The organism is Lacinutrix gracilariae (assembly GCF_042684485.1).
Taxonomy (GTDB): Bacteria; Bacteroidota; Bacteroidia; order Flavobacteriales; family Flavobacteriaceae; genus Oceanihabitans; species Oceanihabitans gracilariae.
The window spans coordinates 1-23,917 of sequence record NZ_JBHULM010000011.1; the positions used below are offsets into that span (position 1 = coordinate 1).

Consider the following 23,917-nt stretch of genomic DNA (forward strand, 5'->3'; position numbering starts at 1 on the left):
CTCCTACTGCTGGTGCATATCCATCATCTTCTGTTGCATTTGTTCCGTCTGCTACTATTATAGTTTCTGGGTCTGAACCTGTAGTAGTTAAGGTATCTGTAATATCTGCTGGTAAGGTAGTTTCATCTACATTTACTGTTGCTTCTCCTACTGGAATGTCTGTTGCTGTCCATGTTCCGTCTGTTCCTGTAGTTACAGTAGTTTCGTTATTATTTACATCTGTAATGACTACGCTTACGCCTTCGATTCCTGCTTCATCTGCATCTTGAATTCCGTTTCCGTTGGTATCTTCGAATACAATTCCGGTTAACTCTGCTGTTACTGGTGCGTAACCATCATTAGTTGTTTCCGTTTCTTCGTCTTCTAGTACTGTTACTGTTTCTGGATCAGATCCTGTTGTAGTTAAAGTATCACTTACATCTGCTGGTAAGGTAGTTTCATCTACATCAATATCTGCAGCTCCGATTGGAAGATCTGTTGCTGTCCAGGTTCCGTCTGTTCCTGTAGTTACAGTTGTTTCGTTTCCGTCAATATCTGTAATTACTACATCTACGCCTTCGATTCCTTCTTCATCTGCATCTTGAATTCCGTTTCCGTTGATATCTTCAAATACAACTCCACTTAAATCTCCTACTGCTGGTGCATATCCATCATCTTCTGTTGCATTTGTTCCGTCTGCTACTATTATAGTTTCTGGATCGGATCCTGTAGTAGTTAAGGTATTTGTAATATCGGATGGTAAGGTACTTTCATCAACATCTACGGTTGCTTCTCCTACTGGAATGTCATTTAATGTCCAAGTTCCGTCTGTTCCTGTGATAACTGTAGTTTCGTTATTATTTACATCTGTAATGACTACGTTTACACCTTCGATTCCTGCTTCTCCTGCATCTTGAATTCCGTTTCCGTTGGTATCTTCGAATACAATTCCGCTGATGTCACCAACACACGAATTAACTGTTGCATCTACAGAACTACCTACAGATTGACCATTAATTGTATTTACATTATTTGGAACACCTGTTGTAGAATCAATAGTACCATCTAGTGTACCATCGGCATTTACATTTCCTGCAACAATATCATCACCACCTTCTAAAGCATCAGGACAACCATCATTATCAGAATCTACATCTAAATAATCAGGAATTGAATCATTATCTGTATCTAAAAATGGTCCTGTTGAGCAAAAACTAAGAGTAGTTATAGCTGTTGTTACTGTAGAACCATAAGTACTACTATTGTTTTTATAAGAACGAATAGATACTCTTGTTATTTCCCCACTAATTGTTGTAGTAAAACTATTAGTATCTACATCGGTTCCTCCGTCATTATTATTACCTACTACTTTAACTCCATTACCTAAGTTAGAAAATTCCCAACCTGTTACTGGAGTAAAACTACTTAAATCTGAAGTCGTTATGGAAACTGGTGTTGTTCCATTAAATGCAGTAATCTCAAAAGTATCTCTTACATTTAAACCTGCAGATGTAAAAGAAAAGTTTGTTACTGGATTAGGGAACGTTAATTCATAAGTAGCGTAGTTTACACCTGCATTGCTAGTATTTATAGGTTGCATATATAAATAATCACCTACTAACACACCTTCATTATCTTTAATTTGTACACCTCCACCATTATTCGGCGCTGATCCACTTTCATTTTGCCATTGTGCAGCTCCATTTAAAGTTGCTGTAAAATTAAATAAGCCATTGGCCAAATTATTTACAGTAACAGGGCTATCTGATTGCGAAGAATTAAACAATGTATTAAGTGAATAACCTGGAGTATTTATTGTATCAGAATCATCTACACAAAACTGTCCACCTTCATCTTCATCTAAAATACCATCATTATCATCATCTAAATCGCAACTATCTGAAACTCCATCATTATCATTATCTGGATTTCCTGAAGCATTAGCATCACAAGGGTCCACTGCTGGTGCTGCTACTGTTACAGTTAAAGTTCCTACATTAGATGTTGCTCCGGTGACATCTTCTACAGTAAAATCGACAATTGCATTACCTGAAAAGCCGGCAACTGGTGTAAAAACTACATTTCCAGTATTATCAACCACATAAGTTCCTTCACTAGGTATCGTTAAATCTCTACCAGGTTCACCAAAATTTGTAGCATCATTTGGATCTACAAGGAAAATTGTTGATGCATCTATGTTATTTTCAGGATCAGAAGCTCCTGACAATAAATCTATAGAAGAAGTAGGTGTATTTTGGTCAGTACTTCCTGTTTGATCTTGAACTACAGGTGGTTCATTGACCTCTACCACCTCAGGATTATTAAACACTACTTCCCCAAGAAAACTTACAGAAATATTTCTTGTAGTATATGGGTTATTATTATCTCTACCTAACGTAAAATCTACTACACTAACATTTGTATAATTAATTTTAACAACAGACCTTGTATTTTGCTCGCTTACACCTGCATCTGTAACATTAGCACTTGTAAAACGAATAGAGTTAGGTATTACACCTGGCCCTGCTGTTATTATTGTTTGAGGTTGTGAGGTTCCTGCTAATTCATAACTATCTGGAACAATAACTTCTGCCCACTCTTCGGCATCTAAATCAATAATTTCAAGACTATATGAATCTAAAGAAAAAGGGATTGCTTCTGAAAGATCATTATCTGCAGAACCAGCTACAATAAACTCTACTCTCCAACGTACAGCATCACCAGGTGTATCATAAGTGATTACAGGTTCAAATCTATTTTGTACAAATTGAGTATCATCTACACTATTAACTACTGGTGTTCCTGTAAAAGACACAATGGTTAAGATTGCATCTACATCATATTGACCTCCATTAGCCACAAGCTGTACATCTTCTATCAAATACACTGCTCCAGGCTGATTGTCTGTACCTTGAATTAATACTTGGGTATTAGGGAAAATTGGATATGATTGCGCATTTACATTTATGATGCAAAAAAGCAATAAAAATAAAAATAAAAAATCTTTGAATTTAATTAAGTAAATCGAAAATCGAGTAGATATTTTCATGTTATAAATGGTAAAGTTATTTTATACTTTTTTAATAGTTTTATTAAAAAAACGATATAGATCTCAAAACAAAAACCAATACAAATTACGTATTGGTATTAAGCTTATATTAATAAATAATTTAACACTTTTAGAATGTGTTACTTTTAAAATATTAAGCTATCATTTTTCAATATTTAAATAATGAGGTATAAGTATACACTTAAGAGAAATAAAAACTCAAATCAAAAGTTAATATGTTTTTATTCGATAAACAGCAAAAAATATAAGGCTAATCACCTCAAACGTATTTTTTCAAAATAGAAATAGACTTAAATGGTATTTTACGCATAATAAAACCCGATAAGTAGCTAAATAAAACGATTAAAAACATTCTGGTTTTTGGCAAATGGATGAATAACCTCAAATAAATTATTTTATACTTAACTAATCAACGTATTCCTTTTATATTTGCTAAAATTAATTTTTAATGAAATTTATAGACGAAATAAATCGCAGGAGAACCTTTGGAATTATATCACATCCAGATGCGGGAAAAACAACACTTACAGAAAAACTACTTCTTTTTGGTGGTGCAATACAAGAAGCTGGAGCTGTTAAAAGCAATAAAATAAAGAAAGGAGCTACTAGTGATTTCATGGAAATTGAAAGACAACGTGGAATATCTGTAGCAACCTCTGTATTGGCTTTTGAATACAATGGAATAAAAATTAATATTTTAGACACACCTGGACATAAGGATTTTGCAGAAGATACTTTTAGAACCTTAACTGCTGTTGACAGTGTAATTGTAGTAATTGATGTTGCAAAAGGGGTTGAAGAGCAAACAGAAAAGCTAGTAGAAGTTTGTAGAATGCGAAATATACCAATGATTGTTTTTATAAACAAAATGGATCGTGAAGGTAAAGACGCTTTTGAACTTCTTGATGAAATAGAACAAAAACTAGGCTTAACAGTAACGCCTTTAAGTTTTCCTATAGGTATGGGATATGACTTTAAAGGTATCTATAATATATGGGAAAAGAATATAAACTTATTTAGTGGTGATAGCCGTAAAAATATTGAAGAAACCATAGAAATTTCTGATTTAAACTCTAATGAATTAAATGAATTAGTAGGAGATACAGCTGCAGAAACTCTAAGAGAAGAAATAGAATTAGTAGAAGGTATTTACCCAAGTTTTAATAACAAAGACTATTTAGATGGTACACTACAACCCGTATTTTTTGGTTCTGCCTTAAATAGTTTTGGAGTTAGAGAGTTGTTAGATTGTTTTGTTGAAATTGCACCTAAACCAAGACCAAAACAAAGTGAAGAACGTTTGGTTAGATCTGATGAAGAAAATTTTACCGGTTTTGTATTTAAAATTCATGCTAACATGGATCCTAACCACAGAAATAGGTTAGCTTTTATAAAAATAGTGTCAGGTTCTTTTAAAAGAAACACTCCTTATTTACATGTTAGACACAATAAAAAGGTTAAGTTTTCAAGTCCAAATGCCTTTTTTGCTGAAAAAAAGGAAATTGTAGATGTTTCGTATCCTGGAGATATTGTTGGTTTACAAGATACTGGTACATTTAAAATTGGGGATACTTTAACCGAAGGCGAAGTACTTAATTATAAAGGAGTACCAAGTTTTTCTCCAGAACACTTTAGATATATTAATAATGCAGATCCTTTAAAATCGAAACAATTAAATAAAGGAATTGACCAATTAATGGATGAAGGTGTTGCGCAATTATTTACACTAGAACTTAATGGTAGAAAGGTAATTGGTACAGTAGGAGCCTTACAATATGAAGTAATACAATATCGATTAGAACATGAATATGGTGCTAAATGTACCTATGAAAACTTAAATGTTTTTAAAGCATGTTGGGTAGAAACCGAAGATATAAAGAGTGAAGAATACAAAGACTTTTTACGAGTAAAACAGCGCTTTTTAGCAAAAGACAAAAGTGATCAGTTAGTATTTTTAGCAGATTCTGCATTTTCACTACAAATGACACAACAAAAATATCCTAGTATAAAATTTCATTTTATTAGTGAATTTAAATAAATTTTAATTTTAAAACCATTTAACAACGTATTTAATCTCACGCAAGGTAAATATATTGGTTTTAAAAATAAACGTATTAAACTCCTTTTAAATAAGTCGTTTTTTTAGCACGTATAACTTATTTTTATTTAAATAAATTTTAAAATAAATTATACTTATGATTTACGATTAAAAAACAAAGAGATTTGCTTTTAGAAATTTTTGTATTCTATATTTTTAAATTTTAAAAAATTATGAAAATTAAATTACCCTTTTTTATTTTAATATTTATTTTTAGTAATTCTCTATTTAGTCAAAACACAATAGGATTATTAGAAAATACAAACGAAGCCTATGATGGTTACACACTATTTACTCCTGAAAGCAGCAATTCGGTTTATTTAGTAGATAACTGTGGTAGAAGCATAAATACTTGGACCTTTAGTGATACACCAAAATTCACTTGCTATTTACTAGAAAACGGTAATCTTTTAAGAGTTGGTGCTACAGGAGTTGAAATTAGAGATTGGGATGACAACCTAGTATGGAGTTACAACCTACTTATTAGCAACGGGATAACCCAGCATCATGATATTGAACCACTTCCTAACGGAAATATATTATATCTAGTAAAAGAAACGCTTACCGAAGCACAACAAATAGCACTAGGAAAAAATCCTGCACTATTAAATGGCCCATTAAGTTCAGAAAAGATTATAGAAATACAACCTGTTGGTACCAATGCAATTAATATTGTTTGGGAATGGCGTTTTGCAGACCACTTAATACAAGATTTCGATAGCACTAAAAGTAATTATGGCGCAGTAAGTACCAATCCACAATTAATAGATTTTAATTATACTGATGCTAGTATTGACCATTCTAATTGGTTGCATTTAAATAGTATTGATTACAATGCTCAATTAGATCAAATTCTTTTTTCTTCTCGTACACTTAGTGAAATATATATCATTGACCATAGCACAACAACAGCAGAAGCAGCAAGCCATAGTGGTGGAAACCAAAATAAAGGAGGTGATTTTTTATGGCGTTGGGGAAATCCGCAGGTTTACAGACAAGGTACAGCTGCACAGCAAAAATTATATGCTCAACATGATGCAAAATGGATTAGCCAAAACTATGTGAATGAAAATAAAATAACGGTATTTAACAACAATAGCGATGGTAGTAATACCTTTAGTTCTATACATATTATATCTCCTTCATTGGATTTAAATAATGACTATATGTTAGAAAGTAATTCATTTTTACCAGCAGATTATTTTTGGTCTTGGAGTGGAGATATACTAGGTGAAACCGTTTATGAAAATAAGAAAAGTGGAGTACATGCCTTAGAAAATGGTAATCTTCTGTTGTGTGAAACTAAGAAAGGAAGACTCTCAGAAATATCACAAAATGGAGATATTGTTTGGATGTATAGAAACCCTGTAGGTGAAACAATTTTTAACCAATTTGCTACTAATGCAGAAATATTTGAATCGAATAGTATATTTAGAGGTGAAAAATACCATAAATCTTATCCTGCTTTTTCAGGAAAAGATCTAACTCCTGGAGAAATACTTGAAAATGTTAATAGCCTTTCTGAAACTTGTTCTACACTATCTATTACAGATGTACAATCTATAGATACTAACATAACTTTTAACAATCCTGTTACAGACCAAACAGTATCCTTTTACAAGCCATTAGAAGCTACTAAAATAAAGGTTTACAACAATTTAGGACAACTTATTTATACCAAGTCTACATTTAGCGGAAACGAGCTAAAATTACCCCATTTAAAACAAGGGCTTTATTTTATTGAATTTATAAAACAAGGCACGAAACAACTAGAGAAAATGGTTATAAAATAAAAAAAAGCGCAAAACTTAAGTTTTGCGCTTTTTTTATCTTGTTTATACCTGAAATAAAATGTTGTGTACAGTTACTAAATGGTAATAGCGTAGCAACCTTTTTATTTCACTATCATATTTCTCATTAAGTATAGATTAAGCCTCTCCTGTTGGTCCAAAATTAAGAGGAATTGGAGGTTGCTCATAATCTTTAATTTCACCATGCATACTTTCAAATTTAGCAACATTATCATGTAAAGCTTTCATTAAACGTTTTGCATGTTGTGGAGTTAATATAATTCTAGACTTCACCTTACTTTTAGGTGTTCCAGGCATTATACTAACAAAATCTACTACAAACTCAGATACAGAATGATTAATTATTGCAAGATTAGAATAGGTTCCTTCTGCAATTTTTTCGTCTAATTCTATATTGATTTGTCCTGTTTTTTTATTTTTCTCTTCTGCCATGGTAAACTTGTTTTCGTTTCCGTGAAACGGAAACCGTATTATTAATTTTATTTTAAATAAAAAGTCCTGTTAAAAAACAGGACTTTTTGTTATTATATTAAAACTTTCGTTTCAAATTAAGTGATTACTGCCTGCGCAGAAATGAAAACTATTAGTTATAGTTAACCTCCTGTTTTGCTTTCATCATTTGGTCAAATTCTTCTTTAGAACCTACAATAATGTTGTCATAGTTACGCATTCCTGTTCCTGCTGGAATTCTGTGTCCTACAATTACATTTTCTTTAAGTCCTTCTAAAGTATCTATTTTACCAGCTACAGCAGCCTCATTTAATACCTTAGTAGTTTCTTGGAAAGAAGCTGCAGATATAAATGATTTTGTTTGTAATGATGCTCTTGTAATACCTTGTAAGATAGGAGTAGCAGTTGCTGGTTTAGCATCTCTAGCTTCTACTAATGCTTTATCTTCTCTACGTAAGATAGAGTTTTCATCTCTTAATTGGCGAGGTGAAACAATCTGTCCTTCTTTTAAAGTAGCAGAATCTCCAGCATTTTCAACAACTTTCATTCCAAAGATTTCATCATTTTCTTCAATGAAATCAGATTTATGTACTAGTTGATCTTCTAAGAAAATAGTATCTCCAGAGTCAATAATTTTAACTTTACGCATCATTTGTCTTACAACAACCTCAAAGTGCTTATCGTTAATTTTTACACCTTGTAAACGATATACTTCTTGTACTTCGTTTACTAAGTATTGTTGTACTGCAGAAGGTCCTTTAATATTAAGAATATCGTTAGGTGTTATAGAACCATCAGATAAAGGCATACCAGCTTTAACAAAGTCATTTTCTTGAACAAGAATTTGGTTTGATAATTTAACTAGGTACTTTTTAATATCTCCTAATTTAGACTCTACAATAATCTCACGATTACCTCTTTTAATTTTACCAAAAGATACCACACCATCAATAGCACTTACAACTGCTGGGTTAGAAGGGTTACGTGCTTCAAATAACTCTGTTACACGAGGTAAACCTCCAGTAATATCCCCTGCTTTTGCAGATTTACGTGGTATTTTCACTAATACCTTACCAACTTTAATCTTTTCTCCATCATCAATCATAATGTGAGCGCCAACTGGTAAGTTGTATGAACGTATTACTTCTCCTTTACTATCTTCTACAAGAAGTGTAGGAATAAGTTTTTTGTTTCTAGATTCTGAAATTACTTTTTCTTGGAAACCTGTTTGCTCATCAATTTCTACTTGGTATGTAATACCTTGTTCAATATTTTCATAACGTACTTTTCCAGAAAATTCTGAAATAATTACACCATTGTATGGATCCCATTGACAAACTACATCTCCTTTAGTTAATTTATCTCCGTTTTTAACGTAAACAAAAGAACCATAAGGTATATTGTTTGTACTTAAAGTAATTCCTGTTTTCTTATCTACTAGTTTAAGTTCTGATGTACGAGAGATTACAACATCTACTGTATTACCTTCGCTATCTTCACCTTTAACAGTTTTAAGATCTTCAATTTCTGCAACACCATCAAACTTAACAATAAGTTTATTTTCTTCAGAAATGTTACCTGCAATACCTCCTACGTGGAAAGTACGTAATGTTAACTGTGTTCCTGGTTCTCCAATAGATTGTGCTGCCACAACTCCTACTGCTTCACCACGTTGCACCATTTTACCTGTTGCAAGGTTTCTACCATAACATTTAGCGCAAATACCTCTTTTAGCTTCACAACTTAATGGTGAACGAGCATCTACTTTATCAATTGGTGAGTTACCTATTGCTTTTGCAATTTCATCAGTAATTAACTCATTAGCTCCAACTAATAACTCATCTGTTAATGGGTTATATATATCGTTTAATGAAATACGGCCTACTATTCTTTCTTCTAAAGTTTCAACTATTTCATCGTTTTTCTTTAATGGCTCAATTTCTACACCTCTTAAAGTTCCACAATCTTCAGTATTAACAATTACATCTTGAGACACATCTACCAGACGACGAGTTAAGTAACCTGCATCGGCAGTTTTAAGTGCTGTATCGGCAAGACCTTTACGTGCACCGTGTGTTGATATAAAGTATTCTAAAATAGAAAGACCTTCTTTAAAGTTAGAAAGAATCGGGTTTTCAATAATTTCCCCTCCTCCTGCATTCGATTTTTTAGGTTTTGCCATTAATCCACGCATACCAGTAAGCTGACGAATCTGTTCTTTAGATCCACGAGCTCCAGAATCAAGCATCATATACACCGAGTTGAATCCTTGTTGGTCTTCACGAATACGTTTCATTGACAATTCTGTCAATTCTGCATTGGTAGAAGTCCAGATATCAATAACTTGGTTATAACGTTCGTTATTGGTAATAAGTCCCATGTTATAGTTACCCATAATACCATCAACTTTTACGTTGGCGCTATCAATCATTCCTTGTTTTTCTGGCGGAATAATAATATCTCCTAAACTAAAAGATAAACCACCTTTAAATGCGTAATTATAACCTAAGCTTTTAATTTCATCTAAGAATGCAGCTGTTTCTGGTACAGAAGTAACTTTTAAAATATCACCAATAATATTTCTTAATGATTTTTTAGTAAGTACTTCATTAATGTAACCTGCTGCTGCTGGTACCTTTTTATTAAAGATTACACGTCCTACAGTAGTTTCAATTACTTGAGGAACTAGTTCTCCTTCTTCGTTAAAATCTAATGTTCTTACTTTAATAGAAGCATTTAAGTCAATACGTTTTTCATTGTATGCTATTGTTACTTCTTCATCAGAGTAAAAAGTTAAACCTTCTCCTTTTACTTTAACATCTTCTGTTGAAGTTCTTAACTTGGTCATATAGTAAAGACCAAGTACCATATCTTGTGATGGTACAGTTACTGGAGACCCATTTGCAGGGTTTAAGATATTATGAGAAGCTAACATTAAAAGTTGAGCTTCAAGAATAGCTTCAGGACCTAATGGTAAGTGAACAGCCATCTGGTCACCATCAAAATCGGCATTAAATGCAGTAGTTACTAATGGGTGTAACTGAATTGCTTTACCTTCAATTAATTTAGGTTGGAAAGCTTGAATACCAAGTCTGTGAAGCGTAGGAGCACGATTTAAAAGAACTGGATGTCCTTTTAAAACATTCTCTAAAATATCCCAAACTACAGGTTCTTTTTTATCTATAATTTTCTTTGCAGATTTTACAGTTTTTACAATTCCTCTTTCAATTAATTTTCTAATTACAAAAGGTTTGTAAAGTTCTGCTGCCATATTTTTAGGCAATCCACATTCATATAATTTTAATTCTGGACCTACAACAATTACAGAACGAGCAGAATAATCTACACGTTTACCAAGTAAGTTTTGACGGAAACGTCCTTGCTTACCTTTAAGAGAATCTGATAATGATTTTAATGGTCTGTTAGAATCTGTTTTTACAGCAGATGACTTACGAGTGTTATCAAATAATGAATCTACAGATTCTTGTAACATACGTTTTTCATTACGTAAAATAACTTCTGGTGCTTTTATTTCAACCAATCTTTTAAGACGGTTATTTCTAATAATTACACGACGATATAAATCATTTAAATCTGAAGTTGCAAAACGTCCACCATCTAAAGGCACTAATGGTCTTAATTCTGGCGGAATAATTGGCACAACTTTCATAATCATCCATTCTGGACGATTTTCTCTATTTTCATTAGATTCACGTAAAGCTTCAACAACTTGTAAACGTTTTAAAGCTTCTGTTTTACGTTGTTTAGACGTTTCAGTATTTGCTTTATGACGTAACTCATAAGAAAGTGTTTCTAAATCTATTCTAGCTAATAATTCGATTAAACATTCTGCTCCCATTTTAGCTAGGAACTTGTTTGGATCTGTATCTTCTAGGTATTGGTTTTCTTGTGGAAGTGTTTCAAGAATGTTTAAATATTCTTCTTCTGTTAAGAAATCCATTTTTTGTAATGGTTCACCTTCGGCATTTTTAGCAATACCTGGTTGAATTACTACGTAACGTTCGTAGTAAATAATCATATCTAATTTCTTAGATGGTAAACCTAAAAGGTAACCAATTTTGTTTGGTAAAGAACGGAAGTACCAAATGTGTGCAACAGGAACCACTAAGTTAATGTGTCCTACTCTATCACGACGTACTTTCTTTTCTGTTACTTCTACACCACAACGATCACATACAATACCTTTGTATCTGATACGTTTATATTTACCACAAGCACATTCGTAATCCTTTACAGGACCAAAAATTCGCTCACAGAATAAACCGTCACGTTCTGGTTTATGTGTTCGATAATTTATAGTTTCTGGCTTTAATACTTCACCTCTAGATTCTGCTAAAATAGATTCTGGTGATGCTAAACCAATGGAGATTTTATTAAATCTCTTTACTGTGTTCTTATCTTGTTTTCTTGCCATTTCTTTTAGTATTCAGTCTCAGTCTCAGTATACAGTTAGCTATTAATTGCTAACGGTATACTGCGACTGCATACTATTTTTATTATTCCTCTAATCTAATGTCTAATCCTAAACCTTTTAATTCATGCATTAATACATTGAATGATTCAGGTAGTCCTGGATCTGGCATTGGTTCACCTTTTACAATTGCTTCGTATGTTTTAGCTCTACCAATTACATCATCAGATTTAACTGTCAATATTTCACGTAATGTTGCTGATGCTCCATATGCTTCAAGAGCCCAAACTTCCATTTCTCCAAAACGTTGACCTCCAAATTGTGCTTTACCACCAAGAGGTTGTTGTGTAATAAGAGAGTATGGTCCTATAGAACGAGCGTGCATTTTATCATCAACCATATGTCCTAGTTTTAACATATAGATAACTCCAACTGTTGCAGGTTGATCAAAACGATCTCCTGTACCACCATCATATAGGTAAGTATGACCAAATCTAGGAATTCCAGCTTCATCTGTAAACCCATTAATTTGATCTAGAGTTGCACCATCAAAAATAGGAGTAGCATATTTACGATCTAATTTTTGTCCAGCCCAACCTAATACAGTTTCATAAATCTGACCAATGTTCATACGAGATGGTACACCAAGTGGATTTAAGACAATATCAACTGGAGTTCCGTCTTCAAGGAATGGCATATCTTCTTGACGTACAATACGTGCAACAATACCTTTGTTACCATGTCGTCCTGCCATTTTATCACCAACTTTAAGTTTACGCTTTTTAGCAATATAAACTTTAGCTAACTTGATAATTCCTGCTGGTAATTCATCTCCTACAGAAATAGTAAACTTTTCACGTCTTAAAGAACCTTGTAAATCGTTTTCTTTAATTTTATAGTTATGAATTAAGTCTGCTATTAAACTATTTGTCTTTTCATCTGTAGTCCAAGTACCAGAAGTTAAGTGTGTATAGTCATCTACAGCATTTAACATTTTAAGTGTAAATTTCTTTCCTTTTGGAAGTACTTCTTCACCTAAATCATTAAATATACCTTGTGCTGTTTTACCATTAACAAGGGTAAATAATTTATCAACTAAAACACTTTGTAAATCGTCAAATTTATTTTGATATAGAGCTTCTAACTGCGCTATATCTTCTTTATCTTGAGCACGTTTACGTTTATCTTTTATAGCTCTTGAAAATAACTTCTTATTAATTACAACACCATGTAATGAAGGTGAAGCTTTTAAAGAAGCATCTTTTACATCTCCTGCTTTATCACCGAAGATGGCACGTAATAATTTTTCTTCTGGAGTTGGGTCAGATTCTCCTTTAGGAGTAATTTTTCCGATAAGGATATCTCCTGGTTTTACTTCTGCTCCAACACGAATCATTCCGTTTTCATCAAGATCTTTTGTAGCTTCTTCAGAAACGTTAGGAATATCATTAGTTAACTCTTCATTACCTAATTTTGTATCTCTTACTTCTAAAGAATACTCATCTATATGTATAGATGTAAAGATATCTTCACGTACTACTTTTTCTGAAATTACAATCGCATCCTCAAAGTTATACCCTTTCCAAGGCATGAAGGCTACTTTCATGTTTCTACCTAAAGCAAGCTCTCCTTTTTGAGTTGCATATCCTTCAGATAACACTTGACCTTTTTTAACTATATCTCCTTTTTTAACAATAGGTTTTAAGTTAATAGAAGTACCTTGATTGGTTTTTCTGAATTTAGTTAATGGATATGTTTTTGTATCTGAATCGAAACTTACTTTTGCTTCATCTTCAGTACGATCGTATTTTATTACAATTTCTAATGAATCTACATATTGTACAACACCACTTCCTTCTGCATTAATAAGTACACGAGAATCTGAAGCCACTTGACGTTCTAAACCTGTTCCTACAATAGGAGCTTGCGGACGTAATAATGGTACAGCTTGACGCATCATGTTAGATCCCATCAAGGCTCTATTTGCATCATCATGCTCTAAGAATGGAATTAATGAAGCCGAAATAGATGATATTTGATTAGGAGCTACATCTGTATAGTGTAATTCTTTAGGATCAATTACTGGGAAGTCACCTTCCATTCTTGCAATTACCTTATCATGTAAAATCGTTCCTGCATCATCAACTTTTACTGTTGCTTGTGCTATTAACTTATCTTCCTCTTCTTCTGCACTTAGATAAGTTGGTTTACTCTTAATATCTACAACACCATCTGTTACTTTTCTATATGGTGTTTCAATGAATCCCATAGAGTTCACTTTAGCAAATACTGAAAGTGATGATATTAAACCAATATTTGGTCCCTCTGGAGTTTCAATAGGACAAAGTCTTCCGTAGTGTGTATAGTGAACATCACGTACTTCGAATCCTGCTCTTTCACGAGATAAACCTCCTGGTCCTAATGCGGAAAGACGACGCTTATGCGTAATCTCTGCAAGAGGGTTGGTTTGATCCATAAATTGAGATAACTGGTTGGTACCAAAGAAAGAATTAATTACAGACGATAGAGTCTTTGCATTAATTAAATCAATAGGTGTAAATACCTCGTTATCACGAACGTTCATACGCTCACGAATAGTACGTGCCATACGAGCTAAACCAACACCAAATTGTTGTGATAATTGCTCACCAACTGTACGTACACGACGGTTAGATAAGTGGTCAATATCATCAATCTCTGCTTTAGAGTTGATAAGCTCAATTAAATATTTTATAATAGTTATGATATCTTCTTTGGTAAGCACCTGCTTATCCATACCAATATCTAACTGTAATTTTTTGTTCATTCTATAACGACCTACTTCTCCTAAAGAGTAACGTTGGTCACTAAAGAATAATTTATCTATAATACCACGTGCAGTTTCTTCATCTGGCGGCTCTGCATTACGTAGTTGTCTATAAATATGTTCAACAGCTTCTTTTTCAGAATTTGTTGGATCTTTTTGAAGTGTATTATGAATTATAGCATAATCTCCTTGTTCTGCACTTTCTTTATGTAAAAGAATAGTTTTAACATTAGCGTCAAGAATTTCTTCAATATTATCTTTATCTAGAATAGTATCACGATCTAATACTATTTCATTACGCTCGATAGATACAACTTCTCCTGTATCTTCATCTACGAAATCTTCATGCCATGTATTAAGTACACGTGCAGCAAGTTTTCTTCCTAAAATTTTCTTTAGACCAGATTTTGATACTTTAACTTCTTCTGCTAAATCAAAAATTTCAAGAATATCTTTATCGCGCTCAAAACCAATTGCTCTAAATAAAGTTGTTACAGGTAATTTTTTCTTTCTATCAATGTAAGCATACATTACCTGATTAATATCTGTTGCGAACTCAATCCAAGAACCTTTAAATGGTATTACTCTTGCTGAGTATAATTTAGTACCATTTGCATGGAACGATTGCCCAAAAAACACACCTGGTGAACGGTGTAATTGAGAAACTACAACACGTTCTGCACCATTAATACAGAAAGTACCAGAAGGTGTCATGTAAGGTATTGTACCTAAGTACACATCTTGAACAATGGTCTCGAAATCCTCATGTTCAGGGTCTGTACAATATAACTTTAATCTTGCTTTTAATGGTACACTATATGTAAGTCCTCTTTCGATACATTCTTCAATAGAATATCTAGGCGGATCTATGAAGTAATCTAAAAATTCTAATACAAATTGATTACGTGTGTCTGTTATTGGGAAGTTTTCTAGAAAGGTATTATAAAGACCTTCGTCTCCTCTTTCTTCAGATTTTGTTTCTAACTGGAAAAAATCCTGGAAGGATTTTATTTGAATATCCATAAAATCTGGATACTCCGTTCTATTTACAATAGATGAGAAATTTAATCTTTCAGCTTTATTTGCTAACATCAATGGACGGAATTTTGATTAAAAAAAATATATAACGTATACGTCATGTTTATATACGCAAAATGGTCTAGGTCTTAGAACGCGTGTTCTAGACCTAAACCTTTATGTTGTTTGCTTGTTTAGCTTACTTAAGCTCAACCTCTGCTCCAGCTTCTTCTAATGAAGATTTTAAGCCTTCTGCTTCGTCTTTAGAAACTCCTTCTTTGATTGCACTTGGTGCATCATCAACTAATCCTTTAGCTTCTTTTAAACCTAATCCAGTTAATTCTTTAACTAATTTTACAACAGCTAATTTAGAACCACCAGCAGCTTTTAATATTACGTCAAATTCAGTTTGCTCCTCAGCAGCGTCTCCACCACCTGCAGGTCCAGCAGCAACAGCTACAGCTGCAGCAGCAGGCTCAATACCGTACTCGTCTTTTAATATAGTTGCTAATTCATTAACTTCTTTTACTGTTAAGTTAACTAATTGTTCTGCGAAATCTTTTAATTCTGCCATTTTTCTATCGTTTTAATAATTTTGTAATTTAATATATAATTGTAAAAGTGCGTACTTTTTAAATTATCCCTCTTTTTGAGATAATGTTTTTAAGATACCTGTAAGTGTTTGTCCACTCGATTGAAGCGCTGATACAACGTTTTTAGCTGGAGATTGTAATAATCCAATGATATCTCCAATTAATTCTTCTTTCGACTTGATGTCTACTAACATATCTAATTGCTCATCACCAATGTAAATAGCTTCCTCAATAAAAGCACCTTTTAATAAAGGCTTTTCTGATTTTTTTCTGAAAGCTTTAATTACTTTAGCTGGAGCGTTTCCAGTTTCAGAATACATCACAGATGTATTTCCTTTTAAAACTGTAGGAAGGTCACCAAATTCTCTTTCTGATGCTTCCATTGCTTTTTCAAGTAATGTATTTTTAACAACTGCTAACTGTACGTTTGCTTTAAAACAAGCACGACGTAAATTTGATGTTGCATCTGCATTTAATCCAGAAATATCTGCTAAATAGATATTTGCATTATCAGCTAATTGCGCAGTTAATTCTTCAATTACTTGTGATTTTTCTTCTCTTGTCATAATAAAAGTTTTTAACTAATTAACCAATTTTAGGATCTACAGCTATACTAGGACTCATTGTAGAAGACATAAATATGCTTTTTACATAAACTCCTTTAGATGCAGTTGGTTTAAGTTTCATTAAGGTTGTTAATAATTCGTTTGCATTACCTTCAATTTTATCAGCACTAAAAGATGCTTTTCCAATTGCAGCGTGTACGATACCAGTTTTATCTACTTTAAAGTCGATTTTACCAGCTTTTACTTCTGTAACGGCTTTTGCAATATCCATTGTTACTGTACCTGTTTTTGGGTTAGGCATTAAACCACGAGGCCCTAATACACGTCCTAAAGGACCTAATTTACCCATAACGCTTGGCATAGTAATAATTACGTCAACGTCTGTCCAACCACTTTTGATTTTGTCAAGGTACTCATCTAAACCTACATAATCAGCACCAGCTTCTTTAGCTTCTGCTTCTTTATCTGGTGTTACTAATGCTAATACTTTAACGTCTTTACCTGTACCATGAGGAAGAGATACAACACCTCTTACCATTTGGTTAGCTTTTCTAGGATCTACTCCTAAACGAACAGCGATATCTACAGATGCGTCAAATTTTGCATTAGATATTTCTTTTACTAATGCAGAAGCTTCAGTAATAGAATAAATTCTACCTTTTTCTATTTTTGCTAAAGCCTCTTTTTTCTTTTTTGTTAATCTTGCCATTTTTAATTTCTTTTATAGATTAATTTGGCGCGTTTCCAGTCACGGTTATACCCATTGACCTTGCGGTTCCAGCTACCATCTTCATTGCTGACTCAATTGTAAATGCATTTAAATCTACCATTTTGTCTTCTGCAATAGTTTTCACTTGATCCCAAGAAACTTTAGCTACTTTTTTTCGGTTTGGTTCTCCTGAACCCTTCTTGATTTTTGCCGCTTCTAATAATTGTACTGCAGCTGGTGGTGTTTTGATTACAAATTCAAATGATTTGTCTTTGTAAACAGAAATTGCCACAGGTAATACTTTACCTGGTTTATCTTGTGTTCTAGCATTAAACTGCTTACAGAACTCCATGATATTAACTCCAGCAGCACCTAGAGCGGGTCCAACCGGTGGCGACGGATTCGCTGCACCTCCCCTTACTTGTAACTTAACTACTTTGTCTAACTCTTTTGCCATTTTAAATAATTTAGTCGATGTTTTCTTTTATTGGAAGCAAAAGAAACATCTATCTTTATGTAACAATTATTATACTTTTTCTACTTGCATATAACTTAATTCTAATGGTGTTTTTCTTCCAAAAATCTTTACCATCACTTCAAGTTTACGTTTTTCTTCGTTAATTTTTTCGATACTTCCATCAAAACCATTAAATGGTCCGTCTATAACTTTTACCGTTTCTCCTATTGTATAAGGTATAGCAACGTTTACGTCTGTATCTACTTCTAATTCATCTACCTTACCTAACATTCTGTTAACTTCAGATTGTCTTAACGGCACAGGCTCTCCTCCTTTTGTTTCCCCTAAAAAACCAATAACGTTAGTTACAGATTTAATAATATGAGGAATCTCTCCACTTAAATTAGCCTGAACCATAATGTATCCAGGAAAGTAAACTTTTTCTTTACTTATCTTTTTACCATTACGTATTTGAATCACTTTTTCTGTAGGAACTAGTACTTGATCTACATAATCTTGTAAGCCTAAACGAGCTATTTCATTCTCTATATACGCTTTGATTTTGTTTTCTTGACCACTTACAGCTCTAACAACATACCACTTTTTCTCAATTCCTTCAGACATAAATATTAAAATTATCCGTTTATTAAATTAAAATAATACCCAATAACTTTACTAAAAACTGTATCTATTCCCCAGATTGCTAATGAGAAAATAATAGAAAACACAGCTACAAGAATAGTTAAACTTTGTGTTTCTGACCAAGTAGGCCAGCTCACATTGTTTTTCAATTCTTCAAATGATTCTTTTATATAATTTACAATTCCTGCCATTATAATATTTGTATTTGCACGGGTTGAGAGACTCGAACTCCCGACACCTGGTTTTGGAGACCAGTGCTCTACCAACTGAGCTAAACCCGTAAATATAAGTCAAGGCGTTCCGCCAAAACGGAACACCTTAACTTTTTATTTATAAACTAATAATTAGTCTAAAATCTCAGTTACTTGACCTGCTCCTACTGTTCTTCCTCCTTCACGGATAGCGAAACGAAGACCAACATTCATTGCAATTGGTTGAATTAACTCAACAGTAATAGTTAAGTTATCACCAGGCATAACCATTTCTACTCCATCAGGAAGCGCAATGTTTCCAGTTACATCAGTTGTACGTACGTAGAACTGTGGACGGTAGTTATTATGGAATGGAGTGTGACGTCCACCTTCTTCTTTTTTAAGGATATAAACCTCAGCCTTAAATTTAGAGTGTGGTGTTACAGATCCAGGTTTACAGATTACCATACCTCTAGAAATTTGAGATTTCTCAATACCTCTTAATAAGATACCAGCATTATCTCCAGCTTCACCTCTATCTAATATTTGACGGAACATTTCGATACCAGTAATAGTAGATGTTAATTTCTCAGCCCCCATACCAATGATTTCAACAGGATCTCCAGTGTTAGCGATACCAGTCTCAATACGACCAGTTGCTACAGTACCACGACCAGTAATTGAAAATACATCTTCAATTGGCATTAAGAAGTCTTTATCAACCTCACGAGTTGGCTCTTGAATCCAAGCATCAACTTGCGCCATTAATTCTAATACAGTATCTACCCATTTTTTCTCACCGTTAAGTGCTCCTAAAGCAGATCCAGATACAACAGGTCCATTATCACCATCGTATTCGTAGAAGTTTAATAAATCTCTAACTTCCATGTCTACTAATTCTAAAAGCTCTTCATCATCAACCATATCTACTTTGTTTAAGAAAACAACGATACGAGGAATTCCTACTTGACGACCTAATAAGATATGTTCACGAGTTTGTGGCATAGGACCATCAGTCGCAGCTACAACTAAAATAGCACCATCCATTTGCGCAGCACCAGTAACCATGTTCTTTACATAATCGGCGTGACCTGGACAATCTACGTGTGCATAGTGACGATTTTCAGTTTGATATTCTACGTGAGAAGTATTAATTGTGATACCTCTTTCTTTTTCTTCAGGTGCGTTATCAATTTGATCAAATGATCTTGCTTCTGAAAAACCTGCATCAGCTAATACTTTAGTAATAGCAGCAGTTAAAGTTGTTTTACCGTGATCTACGTGTCCAATAGTACCAATATTTAAGTGTGGTTTTGAACGATCGAAAGTTGCCTTTGCCATGTTTAATTTATTTTAATCTTATTTATATTATTGTTCAATTATTCTTTTACTGCTTTAAAGAGCCAATGACGGGAATTGAACCCGTGACCTCTTCCTTACCAAGGAAACGCTCTACCCCTGAGCTACACCGGCTAAATATTAGAGCGAGAGACCGGGTTCGAACCGGCGACATTCAGCTTGGAAGGCTGACGCTCTACCAACTGAGCTACTCTCGCAATTATTTAAAATTCTAAACATTTACAATTACACTTCTTAAAACCACATACTGGCTTAGTAATAAAAAGTGGGGAGAGCAGGATTCGAACCTGCGAAGTTAAAAACAACAGAGTTACAGTCTGTCCTCGTTGGCCGCTTGAGTATCTCCCCAATTATAAATATTTCACTCTATTAAAGAACTTGAGCCGATGGAGGGACTCGAACCCACGACCTGCTGATTACAAATCAGCTGCTCTAGCCAGCTGAGCTACATCGGCTTTTTTTTCTATGCCACGATGGCTATAAAAAAAGCCCGCTATTTCTAACGGACTGCAAATGTATATATTTATTTAATTATTCAAAACATTTTTTAAATATTTTTTTAAATATTTTTATCAAGAGTAAGATCTTAGCTTTTCTTTTCGCTTTTTCAACTGTCTTTCTAACGAAGCAATTGCTATATCAGCCCCCTCTTCAAAGGACTTACATTGTTTTTTTACAACAAAGCTATCTCCAGGAACACTTACTCGTGCTTCAAATATTTTATTTTCTTTATCACTTGTGTTTTCAACTTTTAAAAAAACATCGGATTTTATTATTTTATCATAAAAGGTATCTAGCTTATCCATTCGTTTTTGGATAAAGTCTAATAGTTTTTGATCTGCATTGAAGTTGACGGATTGCATGTTTACTTTCATACTTCTAATTTATTATTGGTTAAACATTTATGCCATTATTTTTTACTTCTTGGATGTGTGTTTAGATACACTTTTTTTAATTCTGCTATACTATTATGTGTATAAACTTGCGTTGCAGCTAAACTAGTATGACCAAGTAATTCTTTAACAGCATTTAGGTCTGCACCTTGATTTAGTAAATGAGTTGCAAATGAATGCCTTAGTATATGCGGACTCTTTTTTACCTTAGTAGATGCCAAACTAAAATACTCATTTATTACACGGTAAACAAGTGTTTCATAAATTTTAACTCCTTTTTGTGTTAAAAACAAATAGTCTTTATCGGTTATTTCTTCTAGTTGATTTCTTACTTCTTTATATTTTTTGATGGTTTCTATTACAGATTGTAATAATGGTACATATCTTTCTTTATTGCGTTTACCTAATACTTTTAATGTATTGTTTGAAACATCTATATCATTTAGTTTTAACTCTACTAATTCTATTCTTCTTATTCCTGTAGAATAAAACAACTCTATAATTAACTTATCTCTTATTCCATTAAAATCTTCTTGAAAGTTAAGTTCATCTAAAACAATAGTTATTTCTGCTTCTGAAAATGGTACCTGTATTTTTTTACTTGTTTTTAATGCTCTGTGCTTTGCTAACGGATTACTTTCAATTTCTCCTATTTTAAGTAAAAACCTATAATAGGTGTTTAATGCTGAAATTTTTCGATTTATACTTCGGTTTGAAATTTCTTTTTCTACCATAGAAACAATCCAACTTCTTATTTGTGTATAGTTAACATCTTCTATACCTTCTTGATCAAATTGGTCTGTATTGAATATTAAGAAGTCTGACAAGTCTTTTGCATAAGCCTTTATCGTTAGCTTAGAATAGTTTTTTTCTAACAGAAGATAGTCTAGAAAGGATTGAAATGGCATTATTACAGTTAATAGTTAATAGTTAATAGTTAATAGTTAAATGTACTAAAGTTTTATTGGATTTAATTTTTAAAGCAAAAAAAATCCTATTAGCTAGTAGCCAATAGGATTTTATATGGTGTATTTATAGAATATTAAATATTTTCTAAATCTCTTAAACCTTGAACGTATTGTGCTTTTTGCACTTGTGCTCTACGTGCTATAGAAGGTTTTGTATATTGCTTACGTTCTTGCAGTTGATTTTTAACTGTAGTTTTAACAAACTTTCGTTTATAACGTTTTAACGCTCTTTCTATATTTTCTCCTTCGTTTACTGGAATTCTTAACATAGTTCTTAACCTCCTCTCTTTTAGATTTTTTAAGGCTGCAAATATAGTCAGGAATTTAAGATTAAAAAACAAAAGTTAATATTTTTACTTTTATTTTAGTTTACTTGTCTTATTGATGTTTGTAATTAACGAAGAGTACCTGCATTATTGTTCAAACAAAGATGCCTTTCTACTAAGATCTAGAATAAGCTGCTCATCTTCTTCGCTTTCTAATAATACGTTATAGCTTTTCCAGAATTCTTTATTATATGGTTTTGGAGCAAAGATATCTGGGTCCCATTTTTGGTTTTGCATTGTTGCAATTTCGTCTTTATCTAAAATTATTTCTGAGAATAAAATTTCTTGTACTGTATAGTAGTAACGTTCTTCTTTGTTATAACGCGCTTCTTCTTCTTTGGAAATTTTTGAAGTTGGTTTTAAACCTACATTTACCAACTTAGGAGTTTCATAGTAAATATAGTTAGGGTACATTTTATTTTTATACTCCATATATGTTATTACCAGTTTATGATTGGTTTGTGTATCAAAAAGTCTTTTACTTCTTACTTTTTGAGCATCTGAAGCTGCTACTAGATTATATTCTATTTTTTTAAATGCATAATTATCATAATAAATATATAGCCAACCTTCAGGTTGATAGCCTTCGTTAAATATTCCTTTAGTATCTAAACCTACAAACTCTTTAGCGCCTTCAATTTTAATTTTATATAATTTACGTTCATTATCTACAAGTATAGTATCTAACTTAAATTGATGTGTTTTTAAAATATCATCCCCAAATAGTGCTTTTGCGTTATTTGCATTACGCAGTAAATTTAGTTTTCCTTGAAAAAGATTTTCTAATCCGTTTACTCTAGTATCGTTCCACTTAATAGCTTTTACTAATTGTTCTTTAGAAACAGATCTTCTTCTTATATCTTTTGGCTTTAATTTTTTACTCGAATTTTGGTTTTTATATGCTGCATAAGAGAAAATACTATCTACATCACGCAGATCATAACTTTTTCTTACTTGGTCTACATTTATTTTTAAATAGTCGGCACTACTAACGGCATAACCAGAATCATAAACAGAAATAGCACTTTCTATTAGCCACTTAAACTCATTTTTATTTCGTTCTTTATGTCTTAAAAACCCTTTTTGAATGTAAGAAGAGTCTGGAAGGTTTCGTTCTAATTTTTGAATTGCTTTTACTACAATTTCATTACCTGTTTTTGGTCTAGGTTCTGCTATTAAAACTACCTCATCTAATGATGCTTGCTCTTCAGATAAAAAGATAGGTGTTGTACCATCAAAATCTTGTATAGGTGTTTTATAAGTAGAATACCCAATAGAAGAAATTATTAAGGTATCCTTTTCATGTTTTTTAGGCACTTGTAATACAAAATTACCATCAATATTAGTTACTGTACCAATGGTAGTGTTTTTGATATACACACTTGCACTTGCTATAGGAAAAGAATCTAATGTATCTAAAACTGTATTTTTAAGTTCGGTTTGTGCATAACTAGTAAATCCTAAAAAAAGTAATATTACAACAACTAGTTGTTTGATGTTTTTAAATTGCATAGTATAAGTTTAATAAGTCTAGAACGGTTTTGATAGAT

At 32.7% G+C, this 23,917-nt stretch carries 17 protein-coding genes and 5 tRNA genes; 2 read left to right on the forward strand and 20 right to left on the reverse strand.

The features are described 5' to 3' along the window. The coding region (locus ACFSSB_RS07230; protein WP_379902569.1) for an SdrD B-like domain-containing protein at positions 1-3,028 on the reverse strand (3,028 nt) is incomplete at its 3' end. Positions 3,029-3,497: 469 nt separating this feature from the next. Between ACFSSB_RS07230 and ACFSSB_RS07235 the strand changes: the two genes are divergently transcribed. Further along, positions 3,498-5,087: a peptide chain release factor 3 gene (locus tag ACFSSB_RS07235; RefSeq protein WP_379902571.1), complete on the forward strand. Its 1,590-nt coding sequence runs from the start codon at positions 3,498-3,500 to the stop codon at positions 5,085-5,087. Between the two features lie 233 nt (positions 5,088-5,320). Beyond that, entirely contained in the window at positions 5,321-6,940 is a 1,620-nt protein-coding gene (locus ACFSSB_RS07240) for an aryl-sulfate sulfotransferase (RefSeq protein WP_379902574.1), read from the forward strand. Positions 6,941-7,075: 135 nt separating this feature from the next. Here the strand turns inward: ACFSSB_RS07240 and ACFSSB_RS07245 are convergent, their stop codons facing one another. The 19 genes from ACFSSB_RS07245 to ACFSSB_RS07335 all read right to left on the reverse strand — a co-directional run bounded on the left by ACFSSB_RS07245 (position 7,076) and on the right by ACFSSB_RS07335 (position 23,879). Then, a complete protein-coding gene (locus tag ACFSSB_RS07245) occupies positions 7,076-7,390 on the reverse strand; it encodes a DUF3467 domain-containing protein (protein WP_379902577.1) in 315 nt (104 codons plus the stop codon). A 151-nt stretch (positions 7,391-7,541) separates the two neighbouring features. Further along, positions 7,542-11,843: a DNA-directed RNA polymerase subunit beta' gene (rpoC, locus tag ACFSSB_RS07250; RefSeq protein ID WP_379902579.1), complete on the reverse strand. Its 4,302-nt coding sequence runs from the start codon at positions 11,841-11,843 to the stop codon at positions 7,542-7,544. An 82-nt stretch (positions 11,844-11,925) separates the two neighbouring features. Further along, on the reverse strand, positions 11,926-15,738 hold the full coding sequence (rpoB, locus tag ACFSSB_RS07255) for a DNA-directed RNA polymerase subunit beta (protein WP_379902582.1): 3,813 nt from the start codon (positions 15,736-15,738) through the stop codon (positions 11,926-11,928). 124 nt (positions 15,739-15,862) lie between these two features. Then, on the reverse strand, positions 15,863-16,237 hold the full coding sequence (rplL, locus tag ACFSSB_RS07260; protein WP_379902584.1) for a 50S ribosomal protein L7/L12: 375 nt from the start codon (positions 16,235-16,237) through the stop codon (positions 15,863-15,865). A gap of 63 nt (positions 16,238-16,300) precedes the next feature. Beyond that, positions 16,301-16,822 (reverse strand): 50S ribosomal protein L10, encoded by a 522-nt coding sequence (rplJ, locus tag ACFSSB_RS07265; protein WP_379902587.1) that lies wholly within the window; start codon positions 16,820-16,822, stop codon positions 16,301-16,303. Between the two features lie 19 nt (positions 16,823-16,841). Beyond that, on the reverse strand, positions 16,842-17,531 hold the full coding sequence (gene rplA / locus ACFSSB_RS07270; protein WP_379902589.1) for a 50S ribosomal protein L1: 690 nt from the start codon (positions 17,529-17,531) through the stop codon (positions 16,842-16,844). Between the two features lie 19 nt (positions 17,532-17,550). Beyond that, positions 17,551-17,988, reverse strand: coding sequence for a 50S ribosomal protein L11 (gene rplK / locus ACFSSB_RS07275; protein ID WP_215967225.1), 438 nt, complete (start codon positions 17,986-17,988; stop codon positions 17,551-17,553). Positions 17,989-18,057: 69 nt separating this feature from the next. Then, positions 18,058-18,612 carry a transcription termination/antitermination protein NusG gene (nusG, locus tag ACFSSB_RS07280; protein WP_379902592.1) on the reverse strand — a complete coding sequence of 185 codons (555 nt, stop codon included), beginning with the start codon at positions 18,610-18,612 and terminating at the stop codon, positions 18,058-18,060. An 11-nt stretch (positions 18,613-18,623) separates the two neighbouring features. After that, complete coding sequence (secE, locus tag ACFSSB_RS07285; RefSeq protein ID WP_379902594.1) at positions 18,624-18,821, reverse strand: preprotein translocase subunit SecE; 198 nt, start codon at positions 18,819-18,821, stop codon at positions 18,624-18,626. A 17-nt stretch (positions 18,822-18,838) separates the two neighbouring features. Beyond that, a tRNA-Trp gene (locus ACFSSB_RS07290) sits at positions 18,839-18,911 on the reverse strand. A gap of 63 nt (positions 18,912-18,974) precedes the next feature. After that, positions 18,975-20,162, reverse strand: a complete 1,188-nt coding sequence (tuf, locus tag ACFSSB_RS07295; RefSeq protein WP_379902597.1) for an elongation factor Tu — start codon at positions 20,160-20,162, stop codon at positions 18,975-18,977. Positions 20,163-20,222: 60 nt separating this feature from the next. Further along, a tRNA-Thr gene (locus ACFSSB_RS07300) sits at positions 20,223-20,294 on the reverse strand. Positions 20,295-20,304: 10 nt separating this feature from the next. Continuing rightward, positions 20,305-20,377: transfer RNA gene (locus ACFSSB_RS07305), tRNA-Gly, on the reverse strand. 69 nt (positions 20,378-20,446) lie between these two features. Then, positions 20,447-20,528: transfer RNA gene (locus tag ACFSSB_RS07310), tRNA-Tyr, on the reverse strand. Between the two features lie 33 nt (positions 20,529-20,561). After that, a tRNA-Thr gene (locus ACFSSB_RS07315) sits at positions 20,562-20,635 on the reverse strand. Between the two features lie 117 nt (positions 20,636-20,752). Beyond that, the gene (gene hpf, locus ACFSSB_RS07320; RefSeq protein WP_379902600.1) at positions 20,753-21,055 is read right to left on the reverse strand and encodes a ribosome hibernation-promoting factor, HPF/YfiA family; all 303 of its coding nucleotides are present in this window, start codon (positions 21,053-21,055) and stop codon (positions 20,753-20,755) included. A 35-nt stretch (positions 21,056-21,090) separates the two neighbouring features. Next, positions 21,091-21,981, reverse strand: a complete 891-nt coding sequence (locus tag ACFSSB_RS07325) for a tyrosine-type recombinase/integrase (protein ID WP_379902603.1) — start codon at positions 21,979-21,981, stop codon at positions 21,091-21,093. 134 nt (positions 21,982-22,115) lie between these two features. Continuing rightward, on the reverse strand, positions 22,116-22,310 hold the full coding sequence (rpsU, locus tag ACFSSB_RS07330; protein ID WP_379902606.1) for a 30S ribosomal protein S21: 195 nt from the start codon (positions 22,308-22,310) through the stop codon (positions 22,116-22,118). Between the two features lie 144 nt (positions 22,311-22,454). Continuing rightward, the gene (locus ACFSSB_RS07335) at positions 22,455-23,879 is read right to left on the reverse strand and encodes a carboxypeptidase-like regulatory domain-containing protein (RefSeq protein WP_379902608.1); all 1,425 of its coding nucleotides are present in this window, start codon (positions 23,877-23,879) and stop codon (positions 22,455-22,457) included. Positions 23,880-23,917 lie beyond the last annotated feature (38 nt).

Bases quoted from the DNA above. Each gene is read 5' to 3' on its own strand.
- ACFSSB_RS07235 (WP_379902571.1), top strand. From the start codon at position 3,498: ATGAAATTTATAGACGAAATAAATCGCAGGAGAACCTTTGGAATTATA.
- ACFSSB_RS07240 (WP_379902574.1), top strand. From the start codon at position 5,321: ATGAAAATTAAATTACCCTTTTTTATTTTAATATTTATTTTTAGTAAT.
- ACFSSB_RS07245 (WP_379902577.1), bottom strand. From the start codon at position 7,390: ATGGCAGAAGAGAAAAATAAAAAAACAGGACAAATCAATATAGAATTA.
- rpoC (WP_379902579.1), bottom strand. From the start codon at position 11,843: ATGGCAAGAAAACAAGATAAGAACACAGTAAAGAGATTTAATAAAATC.
- rpoB (WP_379902582.1), bottom strand. From the start codon at position 15,738: ATGTTAGCAAATAAAGCTGAAAGATTAAATTTCTCATCTATTGTAAAT.
- rplL (WP_379902584.1), bottom strand. From the start codon at position 16,237: ATGGCAGAATTAAAAGATTTCGCAGAACAATTAGTTAACTTAACAGTA.
- rplJ (WP_379902587.1), bottom strand. From the start codon at position 16,822: ATGACAAGAGAAGAAAAATCACAAGTAATTGAAGAATTAACTGCGCAA.
- rplA (WP_379902589.1), bottom strand. From the start codon at position 17,531: ATGGCAAGATTAACAAAAAAGAAAAAAGAGGCTTTAGCAAAAATAGAA.
- rplK (WP_215967225.1), bottom strand. From the start codon at position 17,988: ATGGCAAAAGAGTTAGACAAAGTAGTTAAGTTACAAGTAAGGGGAGGT.
- nusG (WP_379902592.1), bottom strand. From the start codon at position 18,612: ATGTCTGAAGGAATTGAGAAAAAGTGGTATGTTGTTAGAGCTGTAAGT.
- secE (WP_379902594.1), bottom strand. From the start codon at position 18,821: ATGGCAGGAATTGTAAATTATATAAAAGAATCATTTGAAGAATTGAAA.
- tuf (WP_379902597.1), bottom strand. From the start codon at position 20,162: ATGGCAAAGGCAACTTTCGATCGTTCAAAACCACACTTAAATATTGGT.
- hpf (WP_379902600.1), bottom strand. From the start codon at position 21,055: ATGAAAGTAAACATGCAATCCGTCAACTTCAATGCAGATCAAAAACTA.
- ACFSSB_RS07325 (WP_379902603.1), bottom strand. From the start codon at position 21,981: ATGCCATTTCAATCCTTTCTAGACTATCTTCTGTTAGAAAAAAACTAT.
- rpsU (WP_379902606.1), bottom strand. From the start codon at position 22,310: ATGTTAAGAATTCCAGTAAACGAAGGAGAAAATATAGAAAGAGCGTTA.
- ACFSSB_RS07335 (WP_379902608.1), bottom strand. From the start codon at position 23,879: ATGCAATTTAAAAACATCAAACAACTAGTTGTTGTAATATTACTTTTT.